General features: G+C 34.9%; 15 protein-coding genes and 1 other annotated feature. Of the genes, 11 read left to right on the forward strand and 4 right to left on the reverse strand.

What is annotated here, in order from left to right; genetic code table 11:
- Positions 1 to 130: 130 nt before the first annotated feature.
- The 4 genes from CRO00_RS07250 to CRO00_RS07265 are packed head-to-tail and all read left to right on the forward strand — an operon-like array spanning position 131 to position 3,603.
- On the forward strand, positions 131 to 841 hold the full coding sequence (locus CRO00_RS07250) for a GTP cyclohydrolase II (protein WP_419865867.1): 711 nt from the start codon (positions 131 to 133) through the stop codon (positions 839 to 841).
- Between the two features lie 12 nt (positions 842 to 853).
- Positions 854 to 1,954: a bifunctional diaminohydroxyphosphoribosylaminopyrimidine deaminase/5-amino-6-(5-phosphoribosylamino)uracil reductase RibD gene (gene ribD / locus CRO00_RS07255; protein ID WP_097073019.1), complete on the forward strand. Its 1,101-nt coding sequence runs from the start codon at positions 854 to 856 to the stop codon at positions 1,952 to 1,954.
- A 1-nt stretch (position 1,955) separates the two neighbouring features.
- Positions 1,956 to 3,038 carry an FAD-dependent monooxygenase gene (locus CRO00_RS07260; RefSeq protein WP_097073020.1) on the forward strand — a complete coding sequence of 361 codons (1,083 nt, stop codon included), beginning with the start codon at positions 1,956 to 1,958 and terminating at the stop codon, positions 3,036 to 3,038.
- A gap of 13 nt (positions 3,039 to 3,051) precedes the next feature.
- Positions 3,052 to 3,603, forward strand: a complete 552-nt coding sequence (locus CRO00_RS07265; protein ID WP_097073021.1) for a 5' nucleotidase, NT5C type — start codon at positions 3,052 to 3,054, stop codon at positions 3,601 to 3,603.
- A 194-nt stretch (positions 3,604 to 3,797) separates the two neighbouring features.
- Here CRO00_RS07265 and CRO00_RS07270 read toward each other — a convergent pair whose 3' ends face one another.
- Positions 3,798 to 5,150, reverse strand: a complete 1,353-nt coding sequence (locus tag CRO00_RS07270; RefSeq protein WP_237658348.1) for an arsenic transporter — start codon at positions 5,148 to 5,150, stop codon at positions 3,798 to 3,800.
- Between the two features lie 465 nt (positions 5,151 to 5,615).
- Positions 5,616 to 5,990 carry a hypothetical protein gene (locus CRO00_RS07275; RefSeq protein WP_097073022.1) on the reverse strand — a complete coding sequence of 125 codons (375 nt, stop codon included), beginning with the start codon at positions 5,988 to 5,990 and terminating at the stop codon, positions 5,616 to 5,618.
- A 200-nt stretch (positions 5,991 to 6,190) separates the two neighbouring features.
- On the opposite strand from CRO00_RS07275, the gene CRO00_RS07280 reads away from it, so the two are divergent.
- From CRO00_RS07280 to CRO00_RS07295, 4 genes are all read left to right on the forward strand, one after another.
- Positions 6,191 to 7,429 (forward strand): DNA polymerase IV, encoded by a 1,239-nt coding sequence (locus CRO00_RS07280; protein WP_097073023.1) that lies wholly within the window; start codon positions 6,191 to 6,193, stop codon positions 7,427 to 7,429.
- Between the two features lie 44 nt (positions 7,430 to 7,473).
- Positions 7,474 to 8,412 carry a ribonuclease Z gene (rnz, locus tag CRO00_RS07285; protein WP_097073024.1) on the forward strand — a complete coding sequence of 313 codons (939 nt, stop codon included), beginning with the start codon at positions 7,474 to 7,476 and terminating at the stop codon, positions 8,410 to 8,412.
- Positions 8,413 to 8,773: 361 nt separating this feature from the next.
- On the forward strand, positions 8,774 to 10,768 hold the full coding sequence (locus CRO00_RS07290) for a methyl-accepting chemotaxis protein (RefSeq protein ID WP_097073025.1): 1,995 nt from the start codon (positions 8,774 to 8,776) through the stop codon (positions 10,766 to 10,768).
- Between the two features lie 99 nt (positions 10,769 to 10,867).
- A complete protein-coding gene (locus CRO00_RS07295) occupies positions 10,868 to 11,098 on the forward strand; it encodes an acyl-phosphate glycerol 3-phosphate acyltransferase (RefSeq protein ID WP_097073026.1) in 231 nt (76 codons plus the stop codon).
- 380 nt (positions 11,099 to 11,478) lie between these two features.
- Here the strand turns inward: CRO00_RS07295 and proC are convergent, their stop codons facing one another.
- A complete protein-coding gene (proC, locus tag CRO00_RS07300; protein WP_097073027.1) occupies positions 11,479 to 12,285 on the reverse strand; it encodes a pyrroline-5-carboxylate reductase in 807 nt (268 codons plus the stop codon).
- An 84-nt stretch (positions 12,286 to 12,369) separates the two neighbouring features.
- Positions 12,370 to 12,588: a binding site (T-box leader), on the reverse strand.
- 144 nt (positions 12,589 to 12,732) lie between these two features.
- Between proC and CRO00_RS07305 the strand changes: the two genes are divergently transcribed.
- Positions 12,733 to 13,677: an MBL fold metallo-hydrolase gene (locus CRO00_RS07305; RefSeq protein WP_097073028.1), complete on the forward strand. Its 945-nt coding sequence runs from the start codon at positions 12,733 to 12,735 to the stop codon at positions 13,675 to 13,677.
- 90 nt (positions 13,678 to 13,767) lie between these two features.
- Here CRO00_RS07305 and hmpA read toward each other — a convergent pair whose 3' ends face one another.
- Entirely contained in the window at positions 13,768 to 14,937 is a 1,170-nt protein-coding gene (gene hmpA, locus CRO00_RS07310) for an NO-inducible flavohemoprotein (RefSeq protein ID WP_097073029.1), read from the reverse strand.
- A 226-nt stretch (positions 14,938 to 15,163) separates the two neighbouring features.
- Here hmpA and CRO00_RS07315 point away from each other — a divergent pair, with 226 nt between their 5' ends.
- Together CRO00_RS07315 and CRO00_RS07320 are read left to right on the forward strand one after the other, a co-directional pair.
- A complete protein-coding gene (locus CRO00_RS07315) occupies positions 15,164 to 15,601 on the forward strand; it encodes an Rrf2 family transcriptional regulator (RefSeq protein ID WP_097073030.1) in 438 nt (145 codons plus the stop codon).
- Between the two features lie 95 nt (positions 15,602 to 15,696).
- Positions 15,697 to 16,446 (forward strand): SDR family NAD(P)-dependent oxidoreductase, encoded by a 750-nt coding sequence (locus CRO00_RS07320; RefSeq protein ID WP_097073263.1) that lies wholly within the window; start codon positions 15,697 to 15,699, stop codon positions 16,444 to 16,446.
- The last annotated feature ends 139 nt before the right edge of the window (positions 16,447 to 16,585 follow it).

A 16,585-nucleotide genomic window follows, 5' to 3' on the forward strand; every position in this document is an offset into this window, starting at 1 on the left:
ATTGACATTAAACACTTATCAAATTATACTTGGTTACAAAAAGTAACTAAAGTCATATAATATAACGACATAACTAAACTAGATGGGTGATGATTTAATGGGTAATATTTCTAAAACGAAAGATATATTAATGAACAAAATGAAAATTGTGCCATTTAATGATAAAGAAAATATTTGCTTGGTTGGACCAGTGAAATTACCAATAAAACAAGGTGAGTTCCAAATAACATTTCAATGGTATACATGGTTAAATATTGATAAACAATATTCTACAAAAGAATTAATTTTAGATGCGATCATAGGTTTAGATTTAGCGTCTAAACAACAATCTTCTGTCCTAATTTATGGGGATTTTGAAAATCGTGATGACGCAATTATTCGTATGCATAGCATTTGTCATACTGGCGACATTTTTGGGAGCCAGCGATGCGATTGCGGCTATCAACTACATGAATCGATGAAAATGATTAAAAACCATGGTTGTGGAGCAATCTTTTATTTAGCAAACCATGAAGGGCGTGGAATTGGGCTATTTTCAAAATCATTAGCGTATTTATTACAAGAAGAAGGCTATGACACGGTTGAAGCAAATAATGCGTTAGGGTTTGAAGATGACACGCGTAATTATGAGGAAGCAATTACGGTTTTAGAAGCATTACGCTCAAAACCTGTTACATTAATTACGAATAATCCGAAAAAACTAAAAGCGTTAAAAGAACACGGTTTGCTTGCTCACGATCATATTCCGTTATGGGGTGGAGTAACCGAAACAAATCGCCATTACCTTGAAACAAAGGTGAAGAAATCTGGTCACATTCCAGAACAGCAACTAATCGTCTAAGGAGTCAATGTAATGAAGACAGATGCAGACTATATGCAATTAGCATTAGATTTAGCTGCTTCAGCAAAGGGAAACACGAACCCGAACCCTGTTGTTGGAGCAGTTCTTGTAAAAAATGGGGTCATCGTTGGGACAGGCCTCCACAGAAAAGCAGGCGAACCCCACGCTGAAGTTCATGCATTTAATATGGCAGGCCATCATGCGGAAGGTGCAACTTTATACGTTACATTAGAACCGTGTTCGCACTACGGAAAAACACCACCATGTGCCAATTTAGTTAAAGACTCTAAAGTAAGTCGAGTGGTTGTAGCAACAACGGATCCTAATCCTTCTGTTGCTGGACGAGGTATCAATATCATACGTGATGCGGGGATTGAAGTAGAAGTTGGGTTACTAGAAAAAGAAGCTAGAAAATTAAACGAACGATTCATTCACAATATGTTGACAAATCGTCCATTTGTTACATCAAAGTTTGCCATGACGTTAGATGGGAAAATTGCAACACACACTGGTCATTCAAAATGGATTACAAGTGATGTAGCGCGACTAAAAGTACATGAACTGCGCAATGAAGTGGATGGCATTTTGGTTGGCATTGGTACAGTAATTGCGGACAATCCTGCACTAACAACGCGACTTCCAAATCAAAAAGGGAAAAACCCTACCCGAATCATTTTAGATAGTGAACTTAAAATTCCATTAACAGCACAAGTAACGGACACTTCTGTTGCACCTACAATTATCGTTTGTTCGAACGCGGCAGAAGCTTCAAAAATAAAGCAGCTGAAAGATAAAGGAATTCAAATCGTAACGGTTTCCAATCAAAATGGCTTAAATTTAGAAGAAATGCTCGATGAATTATATAAATTAGGAATTACTGACCTTTTAGTTGAAGGTGGAGCAGAGGTGAATGCTTCATTTTTAAAAGCCCGATTAATTAATAAATTCCTTGTTTACATTGCACCAAAAATACTTGGCGGTCGAAACTCGAAATCACCATTCACTGGTCCAGATGTTAGCACAATGGATGAAGCGCTTGAACTTCAATATGAGAAGGTGGAGCAAATAGGTGTAGATTTACTCATTACTGCTTATCCTAAACTAGGTGAATAAAATGAACATAAACACAGATATTTGTATTGTTGGCGCAGGCCCAGGTGGAGCATTGCTTGCGTATTTATTAGCGAAACAAGGTATGACGGTTATATTACTTGAACGGCATAAAGAAGTATTTAAAGAATTTCGTGGGGAGCATTTAAATGAAGAAGGGGAAGAGATATTAAAAAAACACGATCTTTTCTCGAAAATTGAAGAACTTGGGCTACTTAGAATGGAGACACTGGAATATTGGGAAAATGGAAAACTATTTAAGACCATTTACCCTGATCCATCAGTAGGACACTTAGGCATACATGTTCCACAAGCTCACCTGTTAAATGTTCTTATTAATGAAGCGAAAAAATATCCGAACTTCACGTTAATGACAGGAACAACCGTGAAGGATTTAATTCAAGATGAGTCAGGGAGTTTTACAGGTGTAAGAGCAATTCAAAATGGTAATGAAATCATGATTCATTGTCATTTAACGATTGGGGCGGATGGTCGTTATTCTACTGTTCGTAAAAAGGTAGGAATCGATGTAGAAATAAGAAAGCATGGATATGACTTATTATGGGCTAAAATTCCAGCACCCCCTGATTGGGAACCTTCCATTAAAATGGCTTTAATTGATGACATGCAGCTATCATTATTTACCCAAGCGAAAGGATTTATCCAAATTGGTTGGAATATTCGTGAAGGTTCGTTTACTGAACTGCGGAGGCAACCCTTTACCCCTTTTATCGAAAAGTTAATTAAGGCATTTCCACAACTAGAACAAACCGTAAAAGAAAATATTACATCTTGGCACGATTTTGTGTTGTTAGATGTGCATAGCAATTTTTCAGAAGAGTGGGGGAGAGATGGCGTTGCATTAATTGGCGATGCAGTTCATACAATGACGCCTACTGGAGCCTTTGGATTAAATAGTGCCTTAAAAGATGCCGATACTTTAGCAACACTGTTAACGCAACATCGAATAACCGATTTAGATTTATTAAGTTGTGCAACACAACGTAAAAAAGAAATTGAAAAACTACAAAAGATACAAATTGAAAAAGAGCAAACCTTTGCTACTCAATTTGTTCTTTATTCATAAAGGAAGTAGACAAGTGAGATTTGGCTTTGATATAGATGATACATTAATAAATTTACGTGAACATGCTTTTCATATTTACAATAAAAAACTAAATCAAAATGTTAGTTTAGAAATTTTTCAACAGCTTAAAACAGTTGAAATTCATGAAGCATTTGGATTAGATAAAGAGCAAGGGAATCAAATGTGGAATAGTTTGCTTGAAGAAATTTATTTTACCGATTGTCCAGCTTTTGAAGGAGCGACAGATTTTGTAAATAGACTTGTTCAAGATGGACACGAAATATTTTATATTACTTCTCGTCCAGCAAACTATTGCCCGAAAACGAGAAATTGGGTAGTTCAAAAAGGGTTTCCGGTAGAGGATGCACATTTTTATTGTGGCATGCAAGATCATGAAAAAATAAATATCATCAAAGAGTTAAAATTAGATTTTTATTTTGATGATAAGCCTGCAGTTTTAGAAACGTTAAGTGATGTACCAACAAAAGTGTTTGTAAAGGACCAATCTTATAATCAACACGTGAATATCCCAAGAGTAAAAAGTTGGGTTGATTTTAATTTTTAGGAGAGTTAATAAAAAGTAGGCCACTGACACATAAATCCAGTGGCCTACTAATGAACTCTTTTTTTTTGAGGGACAAAATAGAAGAGTATCGTATTTGTATTTAACCTTTTATTCATATCGTGAATAAACTTGGAGGCAACTTGCATTTTCCCCGATTTTATTACCCCATAGGTTCTAATGTAGTAACTTCAACATTAAAATAACCAAGTAACCCAATAATAAAGAAGTATTAATGTGAATATTGTCGTTGGAGGAATAACTATTATGGTGACTTTTATATATTGCCACCAGCTAAATTTGATTTTGCCATCTTTTAAAATATGCATCCACATTAACGTTGCAAGTGTTCCCATAGGTAGTAATAGGGAGCCCATGTCACTTCCGATTACATTGGCTAAGTAGGCAACTTTTAAGGATAGAGGATCGAGACCTAAATTAGTTAATGTAATGGTGCCAACCATTAGTGCTGGGTGATTATTGAAAATATTGGATAAAACAGAGAGAAGAATGCCCATTAATACACTAGTATTTAACAGGTTTCCTTGAATCATTGGTTTCATTGTTTCAATGAGCCAATCTGTTAGCCCAATATTCGTCAACCCATAAATAATGACATACATACTAAAGGCAAAAACAATAATATACCATGGCGTTTTTTTGATCATATCAACCGGGGAAATTTTTAAGTATGCCCATCTCCAGCATAGTAAAACTAGAGAGCCAAAAACCGCCATTACAGAGATAGGAATGGAGAAATACGATGCTAAAAATAAACTTGCACGTACTGCAAAAACAAATAGAAGGACGTTGCGCATAAATTTATCGCGATCCTTCTTCGTTTTTTGGAATGAACCTTGTTTAATTGGATGGTAAGAAGGTAGTGACATCCCTGTTACTTTTGTAGGTACAGTTTTTGGTAAGACTTTTCGAAAGTAGAGGAATAGGAGAGCGACAAGTATTAATAATCCTAATGTAGATGGAACAAACATCATTGCAGTATGTGAGTATAAACTCATATCGACAATCTTTAACGCAATGAGGTTTACGATATTGCTTACCCCAATAGGTGCACTAGATGCTGTAGCGATTAAACCTCCTGATAATAAGTATGGAATTTTTTGATGGTTTTTTAAGCCCATATTATTTAATAGCATAATGAGTATTGGTGTTGTAATTAATATACTTCCGTCGTTGTTAAAGAAAAGCGTCATCAGAAAACATAAGAAATTCACATACCAAAATAATCGAATGCCAGATCCTTTTGCTTTTTCCGCCAACTTCTCTGCAACCCAGTTAAAGAATCCAAAGCTTTCTAACACGATTGCCATTACAATTGTTGCGATAATCGTTATTGCAGCATCACTAATCGTTTTCAAAATAATAAGTAAGTCCGGCAAAGTCACAGTTCCGCAAAGAATAATTATTAAAGCACCAATCGTTGCAGGAATTGATTCATTAATGTTACGAGGTCTCCAAAGGATAAATCCTAAGGTAACAAGGAATGTAATAATAGTAATAAACGCTAATGGTTGCATAAAATCTCCCATTTCTGTTTCACTTATAAAGTTGTTGGATTAATATAGTTTCAGTTGGTAGTGTCCCTCCAAAAAGAATTGTAGTGATGCTGTAACCATATAAATATGTAAAAAAATCTTTCTCTTTTAGTTTTTAACCTAAATAGTTCTAAGTTTTACAACGAACTGCGAAAGTTGAAAAAAAAAGATCCCGCTAATTTGGAAGCCACTGAAAAACTAAATACCGATAAAAATTTATAGTAATTATTTGCTTCTAAATAGAAGGTGGGATCCACTTCGCTTTCCACGGGCTTGGCTTCAGCCTCCTCGTCGCAAGCTCCTGCGGGGTCTTCAGCTCAAGCTGTTCCCGTAGGAGTCTTCGTGAATCCCACTTCCTAAAAGATCTGAGCGTATTTTTATTATAAAAATTTATTAAAATCGACTTTTTCAGTGCCCTACTAATTTGCGAGACCTTAAAATTGAGAAGAGAAGGTTCTTTCAAGCTACCTTTTTAAACACATTGATGATAAAAAGTATGATAGAAAGAGCAAATGCTAACCCTCCGCCAGTAACACATAGTTCAAACAGCCAGAAAGGTACACTTTTTAATATTGGGACGAATAACATGCCTACTAAAAGAACCGGAAGCCCAATATTGTGTAAATAAAATTGCCAAACTGCTAATTTTGTCTTTGCCGCATCTTTATAAATTGAATAAATAGCACCTATAAGACCTGTCGATAACCAACCGACAACAAGAATATGTGCGTGCAAAGTTTTCCATTGAAGTTGAATGGTATAATGCATGAATAAGCCGTATGCAATGCCAATAATTAAATAGATGACAGCAAACTTAATCCATTTTGCACCCATTATAACAACTCCTTAAAAAAATTTTTAAAAATCTTGTCCCTTCTCCAAATTTCTTTTCTCTTTGGTATACATTATGTATTTTTGTCGAAGGTTAGAACTTCGTAAAAATTATTGTCGAGACAAATAGATGGTAAAAGCAATCGACGCGTAGAGTATGATAAAATTTAGTAACCATTATTGATGTTGTTGGAGGAAATGTCATGTCAAAGGCTCGTATTATATTCCATGTAGATATGAATAGTTTCTATGCTTCTGTAGAACAATCCCATAATCCTAATTTAAAAGGAAAAGCGATTGCAATTGCCGGAAACCCAAAAGAACGCCGTGGAATTATTGTCACAAGTTCTTATGAAGCAAGAGCAAAAGGGGTTTATACAACGATGAATGTTGGCGAGGCTTTACAAAAATGTCCGGAACTTATTCTTTTACCTCCCGATTTTCCGAAATACCGTCAAGCATCAAAAGCCATGTTTACGATCCTAAGAAGCTACACGAAATTGATTGAGCCAGTTTCGATAGATGAGGGATATATGGATATTACCGAACTCTCCAAAGAGCGACATCCCATCGACATTGCCAAGGAAATTCAAGTTCGCATATTTAATGAGTTAGATTTACCTTGCTCAATTGGGATAGCGCCAAATAAATTTTTAGCAAAAACTGCTTCAGATATGAAAAAACCTATGGGAATTACCGTGTTACGTAAACGCGATGTGCCAAGCAAATTGTGGCCACTACCAGTAATTGAAATGCATGGTATTGGAGAAAGTACTGCGAAAAAACTTGCATCTATTAATATACAAACGATTGAAGAGCTTGCCAAAATTGAAGAAAATGTAATACGCCAACTATTAGGGAAAAATGGTGTAAGATTACGGGCAAGAGCGAATGGAGAAGACCGTCGAATGGTTGATCCAGATGCAATTTATGAAACAAAAAGTGTGGGAAATTCCACAACCCTTCCATTTGATGAAACAGATATGGAGGAGTTGGAAAAAATCTTTGAAATGCTTGCAGGAAAAGTGGCAGAGCGATTAGATGTTAAAAATCTTTGTGGCTCGACCATAAGCATTCAAATTCGTGATGCAAACTGGCATAATCATACAAAAAGTAAAACATTTCAAAATGCTATCTATCAAAAAGAAGTTATTTTTGAAGAAGCATTTAAGTTATTCCAAAAATCTTGGGACGGGGAACCAATTCGACTTTTAGGAATAACAGTTTCCAATGTATTAGATCGAAAACAATCTGTCCAACAACTATCAATTTTTAATTTTGAAGAATATGCAAAGCAAGAGCCAATATACGAACTAATTGATGAGATGGAACGAAAATTTGGGAAAGGTATTATTAAAAAGGGAGTAGAAATTGGAAAAAAACAAAGCTTTGCCTCCAAAACAAGTTTTAGCAAAGATTTTTTTGAAGATTTAAAGGAATAGGAATGTAGCTTAATAAGTATTAATCAACATCGGAGGTACAATCATTGCAACTACAATTTTTAGGAACTGGCGCGGGTATGCCATCAAAAGAGCGTAATACGAGTGCGCTTGCTTTAAAGTTATTGGAAGAGCGCGGTACAATTTGGCTTTTTGATTGCGGAGAAGCAACGCAACACCGTATTCTACATACAACGATTCGACCACGTAAAATTGAAAAAGTTTTTATTACCCATTTACATGGAGACCATATATTTGGTTTACCAGGCTTGTTAAGTTCAAGATCTTTTCTTGGGGGAGAGGAGACGCTTACGTTATACGGACCAAAAGGCTTAAAGGAATGGGTGGAAAGCACGTTTTTATTATCAAATACGCATATCACGTATCCAATGGAATTTATAGAAGTTCAGGATGGCATAGTTTTCGAAGACGAACAAATGATAGTAACTGCAAAAGGGCTTGAGCACGTTATTCCGTGTTTTGGATATCGGATTGAGCAAAAACCTCTACCAGGTGAATTATTAATTGATAAAGCACGGGCATTGAATGTTCCAAAAGGCCCACTTCTAGGGAAATTGAAAAATGGACTAGATGTGACTTTAGATGACGGAAAGGTCGTTTTTAGTAAAGATGTAACGTCACCACCAAGGAAGGGGTTTACGGTTACAATATTAGGAGATACAAAATATTGTGAAAATGCTTTAGTTTTGAGTCAAGATGCTGATATTGTTGTACATGAGGCAACATTCGATCACGCTACAACCCACTTAGCTGCAAATTATGGCCATTCAACTAACATTGAAGCAGCCACAATAGCAAAGGAAGCAGGAGCAAAAAGTTTAATTTTAAACCATATTAGTGCGCGTTTCCTTCCGACAGATATACAAAGGTTATTAGAGGATGCGAAGAACGTATTTAATAATACTTTTATTGCAAAGGATTATTCACACTATTTTTGGAAAGATGAACGACTAACGGAAGAATAACAATATTAAAACACCTTATTGGAGGTGTTTTTTATTTTGACTACTTTGATAAAAAAAGTCATTGCTTGCTCCATTCTTCTTTATGGTTATCATACTTTAGATATCTTATCGAATACATTTATGTAGCATAAAAATAACTTTGGGGATAGGTTCGTTATGATAATAGAGCTAGGTATCAGTAAAGTTAAAAAAGAATAGGAGGAATTAAAGATTTATGATGTTATTAATGGATATATTAGTAAAAATTAATATATTACAAAATTCATAAAAAAGAGTTTGTTATATTTGTAACAATTTGCTAGAATAATGAAAATATTTATAGTTACTAGAAATAAAAGGGAAATTTATAGGAGGTTTTGAGGTGTTAAATTCGATTAAATGGAAAATGATTTTTCCAATTTTAATTGTAGTAGTATTAATTATCACTGGATTTGCAACTTATATTTATACAGCAACAAGTAAAAATGTACAGGAACAAGGGGAAGCATTAGTCCAATCTATTACTCTAGGTTTGGAAGGGGCAATATTATCACGGGATGTTTCTGAACAAATTATGGAACAGGAGATGGTTGCAGAGTCTGTTTTGATTTCTTGGATTCTTGCAAATGGTGCAACTCATGAAGACTTAAAAATCTTGGCAGAACGTGGTGGGATTGATGAAATATGGAGTACAGATAGCGAGGGCAATACTACGCTTACTTCGATTGCTCCTAAGGTCGATTTCAACTTCGGATCTGATCCAAACGGGCAAGCCTACGAATATATGAAACTAATAAGTGGCGAGGCAAAGACGGTTGTTCAGCCGGCACAAACTCGTGATATAGATGGACTTTTCTATAAATTTGTTGGGGTTGGTAGCTGGAATCCAGAAAATCCTCAAATTATTCAAGTGGGTCGAAATGGTCAAAAGTTAGTAGATTTAGAGGAGCAAATTGGTAAGCAGTATTATATGAATCAGCTTAATAGTTACTTAAATGAAACGGTTCTTTATGCTGCAGTTGTGGATGCAAAAGGAAATGCAATTGCCGCTACATCTGAACAATCCCTTGAGGCAGTTGGTTTTGATACATCACAATTTGCAGCTGCTAGACTTTCCAAGTTTTCAGGTCAATACGAAAATCATAAGGTAATGAATTATATACAGCCTCTTTCAAATGGCACTTTTTTAGCCATTTCCATATCAAATGAAGTATTATCATCAATTTTAATTAGTACTGTTGTTGCTGCTATACTTGCTGTATGCATTATTATGTTAATAATTAGCTGGTCTATTACAAGACAAATTAAGCGTATTTCACAGGTAAGTAATTCATTACAAGAAATAAGTAATGGTGATGCGGATTTAACAAAACGCATTGACCTGCATTCAAAGGATGAAATTGGGCAACTTGTCATGTCAACAAACGCATTAATGGATAATTTTCAAAAAATTATGTCCGAATTAAAGCTAAAATCTCAATCATTACATGCTGCCACGTTAGACATACAAGCTTTGTCGAATCAAACAATTTCATCATCTATTGGTATTAAAAATGAATCGGGAAATGTTGTGAATGATACAATTACTCAATATAGAAGTACTGAGGATAGTGCCTATGCGATGGAAGAACTTGCTAAGGGAATTCAGAATATTACATCATCTATCATGGAGATTTCGAGTATATCCAACAAAACAGAAGATGCTGCAATTATAGGCCAACACACCGTTGATGAACTAATTGTTCAATTAAACAATTTAAACGAAAAAACGAAAAATTCTGTGGAAAATAGTAAAGCGCTAGTAAAACTTTCGAATCGTATTGGAGAATTTACAGCAGTTATTACAGGAATTTCTGATCAAACGAACTTATTGGCATTAAATGCATCAATAGAAGCTGCACGTGCAGGGGAAGCAGGAAAAGGATTTGCCGTTGTGGCAGATGAAGTTAGAAAATTAGCAGAGGAATCAAGAATTGCAGCTGAGCACATTTCAACGGTTGTTAAAAACGTTCAAACTGAAACAGATGATATTGTAAAAGCAATAATAGGAGTCTCAGAAGAATTAGATGGTGGACGGAACATAGCAAATAAAGCACATAAAACATTCTACGAGATTACCGAAAGAATTAAAGTTATAGGTGATCAAGTTGAAAACGTCTCAGCGGCATCTGAGGAAATGGCGGCAAGTACCGAGGAAATAACGGCTTCTTTAGAAGGGGTTGCAATGCTATCCGAAAACTCAACGAAATTAGCTGAATCCATGGCTAATCATAGTGAAGAACAGCTGTCCAATATGAATGAAATGAAGAAATCACTAGAGTCTTTATATAACATTTCAAATGAATTGCAAACTACTACAGGGAAATATAAATTATAAATAAATCTCACCCCAATAGAGATAGTGTATGAATGTTATAGAAAAATATAGATATTTCGAGTGATATTCATGTATGATAGAGAATGGGGAGGGGATATTATGAATCAACCGAGAATGAGTCCTGCTGTGTTACGTCTATTAGTAATATTTCCGAATGTGTTAAGCTATATATTACTGTTTGGAGTAATCGTTTATATTACAACAAACTATTCAACTTTAAAAGCAGCTAATGCTTTAAATTTATGGCTGATTGTTTGTGCAGTACTTACTCCAATGGCGATATATACAACATATTCGATAGTAAAGAGAATAAAAGCAGGAGTTTTATAGAAATATTTAATTCGGCTTATTTGGGCTCGACACCCGCTAATTACGCCATTAAAGAGGGTACTTATTGGCTTCTTGGAGGAGTTAAAACCAACGTTAGAGCCTAGCCGATTTCAGCTGGAAAATAAGAGTATCTAAAGCATTTAATAGAATTAAAACAAAAAAACGCGTGTGCAATTTTCAACAATTGCCACGCGTTTCTTCTTGTATTCTGTAGATTTGTGTAAAAATTTGATATTTTAAGTAGGTCAATATGAGTCGATTCGACAAAGTGAAATAGAAAAAACATGCATTTCCTAGGAAATAATGCAGTAAATTTAGAATATTCCAAATAATAGGTTGATGATAGAAAAATGATAGTTTCGACCACCTGATAAATATATTTATTCCCCTTTTGCTAATTCACGAGATCTTGCTTCGGCACTTTTAATACAAGCGTAAATTGCCTCATTAAAATGATTGCTCTCTAAAGCACGTATACCAGCTTCCGTTGTACCACCTGGACTGGTTACTTTTCGACGCAAAACATCAGGTTCTTCTTTCACCGATTGTAGCATTGCCGCTGAACCAGCAATCGTTTGAACCATTAACTTACGAACAACTTCCTTCGATAAACCAAATTCAGTACCAACAGATTCCCATGCTTCTAATAGATAATATAAGTATGCTGGACCACTTCCTGAAAGTGCTGTAATAGCATGGAGTTTATCTTCATCCACTTCGATTACAATACCAATTGCTTCGAGCATTTGTAGATATAAAGCTTTTTGAACATTCGTTACTTGATAGTTAAACGCAATTCCACTAGCGCTCATTCCAATTGCTGCTGACGTATTTGGCATTACACGTGCAATGGGTCTACTTCCTAGCCCTTCTTCAATTGTTTCAATCGCAATTCCAGCAACTACTGATAATACTGCTGTTTCAGGGGCTATGTAAGGCTTTATGGAGTCAATAGCGATTTTTACATCTTTTGGTTTCATAGCAAGGATGATTAAGTCCATTTGGTAAATGTCTTCATTATTAGTAAGGATGTTCACACCATATTGATTTTGTAAATATACTAATCTTTCAATATTAGAACGGTTTGTAACATAAAGATGATGAGCTGGGACAACTTCTTCTTCAACCCATCCATGAATTAAAGCTTCTGCCATTGATCCAGCACCAACAAATAAAATTTTCTGCATGAAATTCCCTCCATTAATAGATGTGTATGTTGTAACAATTCAACTATTCAAAGGACGAAATAAAAAAAGCGCTTCGTCCTAATATTTAAGGACGAAAACGCTTGAAGTTTCCGCGGTACCACCTTTGTTTGCCGATTTACTCGACACAACTCATTGTTCCCATTATCGCAGAGAATACGGCCATGTTTTCATAGCAGCTCCGAAGTAGGTTCAATGAATTTAGCGGGTTATGCTACTCACACCAAATGCAGCACTCTCTTTTAAACCTTGAATTCATTTACTTGGCTTCATCATCGCATTTAAAAAATTTTGAATTATTGAAATTATATTCACTCTTTTCATTTCTGTCAATATACAGACGTGACGAATTGAAGAAAAAGGGATAAAATATGAACAGCTATTCATTATTGGAGAATATGTTTTCGCATTATATTAGGGGGTTAAACCATGAATATACATAAAATCATTTTGCCGACTCCATTTCCAGTTGGGGATGTAAATTGTTTTTTAGTAAAAGGAGATTGCTTAACATTATTTGATGCTGGACCGAAAACAGAAGAAGCTTACGAAGCGTTAAGATGGGGCATTCGCGAAGCTGGCTACAAACTGGAAGATGTTGAACAGGTTATTTTAACCCATCATCATCCAGATCATGCTGGTTGGGTCGATGCATTTCCGAGAGCACAAGTGTTAGGACATGAATATGTTGATCATTGGATGAAGCAAACAACGGAGTTTATTAATTATCGTAATGAATTTTATCGACAACATTTACGCCTACAGGGGGTTCCAGAGCGTTATATTGAAAAAATTGTACAGGTGAGAGAAGAACTTGAAATGCTAGGAACGACTCCGTTAACGAAATATATTTGTGATGGTGAAGAGATTTCTGGTCATCCCGGGTTAAGAGCCTATTATACTCCTGGTCATGCCCAAAGCCATCTTATCTTTTTAGATGAAAAGTCTAACGAAATGATCGGCGGTGATTTATTGTTAGAACATATTGCCTCGAATCCATTAGTAGAACCACCTGTTGATTTATCGTTAGAACGTCCGAAATCGCTTGTCCAATACCATCATTCATTAGAAATTTTAAAACAATTGAATGTAACAAAACTCTACACAGGACATGGTAAGAATTTGGAAAATGTTAACGAACTGATTACAAATCGTCTATTAAAGGATCAACATCGTGCAATGGAAGTATTGGAGTTACTTTCAACACCAAAAAATGTTTTTGAATTAACAATGGAACTTTATGCACAAGTCTTTAAATCACAATTAGGTTTAACTTTGTCGAAAACAGTAGGATACCTGGATTATTTGGAAAAAGAAGGGGCAGTAAAGGGACAATTAATCGATGGAGTATTGTATTATTCTCATTTGAAATAAAATATCCCCAAAGCAAAGGTGGGTGTATCCTTTGCTTTGGGGTTTTTTAGTGATAGGGAAATGATCAATGAGTTTTTTAGAGTTTAAAATTTAAGCGTTTTGTAACGCGTTAACAGTCATTAATGGACCAAAGAATTCGAAATGAATGTTTTCTGTTGCTACATTTAGTTCTTTCGCAATTGAAATAACTGATTCCATGAATGGAGCTGGACCACATACGTAAACTTCAGTATTTGGTTGAATATATGGTGCTAAGTCTTCTTTTGTTACATAGCCTTGCGCATCAGAATAGTGAATTCTGTATGTGCCGTTAAGTTCTTCAATTTTCTTTTCAATTTGCTCTTTGAAAGCAACTGATTTTTCGTTACGTGCTGATTGATAGAATGTAACGTTGCGTCCAAGTTCCATTGTTTGAAGCATTGTATTTAATGGAGTAACACCAATACCACCGCTTACGAATAATACAGGGTTATTGTTATCCACTAGAGTAAATTCACCTGCTGGAGCACTTAATTCTACTGTATCGCCTTCATTGATTTCATTGTGTAGGAAAGTTGATACTACACCTGCAGGACTATTTTCGTCTTCACGTTTAACTGAAATGCGATATTCATTGTTGTTTGAAGGTTGTGAAACAGTATAGTGACGGTTTGCGAAATACTCTGATCCAGTTGGTTTTACACGTACAGTGATATATTGACCAGGTACGAATTCTGGTAACGCTTGTCCATCTTCTGGAGCTAAATAGAATGAAGTAATTTCTTCGTTTTCAACTACTTTTTTAGCTACTTTGAATGGTTTAAATAAACGCCATCCGCCATTTGCTTCTGCTTTTTGGTATAAGTCTTCTTCCACTGAGATGAATACATCAGCAATTACACCATAAGCTTCAGCCCATGCATTGATAATATCGTCAGTAGCTGCATCGCCAAGTACTTCTTTGATTGCACGAAGTAGGTTTGCACCAACGATTGGATAATGTTCAGGTAAAATTCCTAAAGCACGGTGTTTATGTGCAATTAACATAACTGCAGGAACGATTGCTTCTAGGTTATCGATATGAGCAGCAGCAGCATATACAGAATTTGCTAAAGCTGTCTGTTGACGTCCTTGTTGTTGGTTTGCATGGTTAAAGTAATTTAATAATTGTGGGTTTTCAGAAAGCATGTTTTTGTAAAATGTTTTTGTAATTGTTACGCCGTGTTGTTCAAGAACTGGTACTGTTGATTTGATAATGTCGATTGTTTGTTGTGATAACATTAAATCACGTCCTTTTAAATTTTATAAATTTTAGTTAGCGCTTACAAAATTAACTATAAACTCGGCAAAGAATAAAAGCAATATGAAAAATACATCTTTAACAATTTAGACACAAATGTAGTATTTAAAATACATCTTTTAATAAGTTTCTGATAATGTAAAATTTCATTATCGTTTAATTGGTAAATATAATGTTATAATGGGAAAAGAAAGAGTGGTGTCGAATATGCGTTTAACATTATATACAGACTATTCGTTACGTGTATTACTTTATCTTGGTATAAAAGGTGAAGATCGATTGTCGACAATTCAAGAAATTGCAGATACTTATCATATTTCCAAAAATCATTTAATGAAGGTTACATATGATCTTGGCCAATTAGGTTTAATTGAAACAATTCGCGGTCGTGGCGGTGGTATTCGTTTAAATAAAAAACCAGAAGAAATTAATCTTGGTCAAGTTGTAAGGCATACAGAAGAAGATTTTCATATTGTTGAATGTTTTGATAGTGAAAGTAATATGTGTAAAATATCTCCAGCATGCCGATTAAAGTTCGCACTTAATGAAGCATTAAATGCATACTTAAAAGTTTTAGATGGTTATACACTAGCAGATTTTTTACTGTCTAAAGATGAGATGTATAAATTATTAGGAATAGAATAAGTATCAACTAAAGGATGTCTCAAGGGGGCATCCTTTTTTCTAACACCCAATGTAAAGTATTATGGAAACTATCAGAAAGGATTATTCGTTTATATATGAAGAATAAAAGTATATTTATAACTGGAGCAACAAGTGGAATTGGTCGATTTATTACAGAAGGTTGTTTAAAAAAAGGGTATATAGTTTATGCAACCGGTCGTGATGAAGCTTCCTTGCAAACCTTATTACAATTAGGAGCAACTGTATATAAGGCAGATCTTTCAAAAATCGAGGATATTGAAGAAGTTACAAATAAACTTCCTTCTATAGATGTGGCTATTTTAAATGCAGGTGTTGGTGTTTTCCAAAATGCTTTTGACTTAACTGATGACGAAATTGGCTTGATGTTAGATGTTAATGTTAGAGCACCAATTCTTTTAGCAAACCGTTTTGCGCAAAAAATGATTGCACAACAACATGGACATATTATTTTTATCGGTTCTCAAGCGGGCAAAGTGGCAACCAAAAAAGCAAGTGTATATGCTGCGTCAAAACATGCAATAACGGGATTTTCCAATGGTCTAAGAATGGAACTAGCACCTTTTCATATTCCCGTCACAACGGTTTTCCCAGGGCCGATTGATACGCCTTTTATAGAAAAAGCAGATTCATCTAATAGTTATCGTGCTTCCATTGAACGTTTTTTATTAAAACCAGAACATGTTGCAAATGAAGTGATTAAAACAATTGAAAAGCCAGTTAGAGAAGTAAACCTTCCGAAATATATGTCAATCACAAGTAAACTTTATGCAATAGCTCCTGCGTTAGTTGAAAAGATAGGAAGTGGTTTTTTTAATAAAAAATAATACTTGAACGAGTTGAAGTAAACATATAAAATATCTATGTTTTTATACTAATTTTAAAAGTCAATTTTTTTTATAAAAATACACTTGTATTTATTTTTATTCCATGTTAATATTCGTGTATAAACTTTTACTGATGTGT

Origin of the sequence: Ureibacillus xyleni, assembly GCF_900217795.1 — a bacterium.
GTDB classification, from domain to species: Bacteria; Bacillota; Bacilli; order Bacillales_A; family Planococcaceae; genus Ureibacillus; species Ureibacillus xyleni.

Coding starts and splice junctions, on each gene's coding strand:
- CRO00_RS07250 (WP_419865867.1), top strand. CDS start 131: ATGAACAAAATGAAAATTGTGCCATTTAATGATAAAGAAAATATTTGC.
- ribD (WP_097073019.1), top strand. CDS start 854: ATGAAGACAGATGCAGACTATATGCAATTAGCATTAGATTTAGCTGCT.
- CRO00_RS07260 (WP_097073020.1), top strand. CDS start 1,956: ATGAACATAAACACAGATATTTGTATTGTTGGCGCAGGCCCAGGTGGA.
- CRO00_RS07270 (WP_237658348.1), bottom strand. CDS start 5,150: ATGGGAGATTTTATGCAACCATTAGCGTTTATTACTATTATTACATTC.
- CRO00_RS07275 (WP_097073022.1), bottom strand. CDS start 5,990: ATGGGTGCAAAATGGATTAAGTTTGCTGTCATCTATTTAATTATTGGC.
- CRO00_RS07280 (WP_097073023.1), top strand. CDS start 6,191: ATGTCAAAGGCTCGTATTATATTCCATGTAGATATGAATAGTTTCTAT.
- CRO00_RS07295 (WP_097073026.1), top strand. CDS start 10,868: ATGAATCAACCGAGAATGAGTCCTGCTGTGTTACGTCTATTAGTAATA.
- proC (WP_097073027.1), bottom strand. CDS start 12,285: ATGCAGAAAATTTTATTTGTTGGTGCTGGATCAATGGCAGAAGCTTTA.
- CRO00_RS07305 (WP_097073028.1), top strand. CDS start 12,733: ATGAATATACATAAAATCATTTTGCCGACTCCATTTCCAGTTGGGGAT.
- hmpA (WP_097073029.1), bottom strand. CDS start 14,937: ATGTTATCACAACAAACAATCGACATTATCAAATCAACAGTACCAGTT.
- CRO00_RS07315 (WP_097073030.1), top strand. CDS start 15,164: ATGCGTTTAACATTATATACAGACTATTCGTTACGTGTATTACTTTAT.
- CRO00_RS07320 (WP_097073263.1), top strand. CDS start 15,697: ATGAAGAATAAAAGTATATTTATAACTGGAGCAACAAGTGGAATTGGT.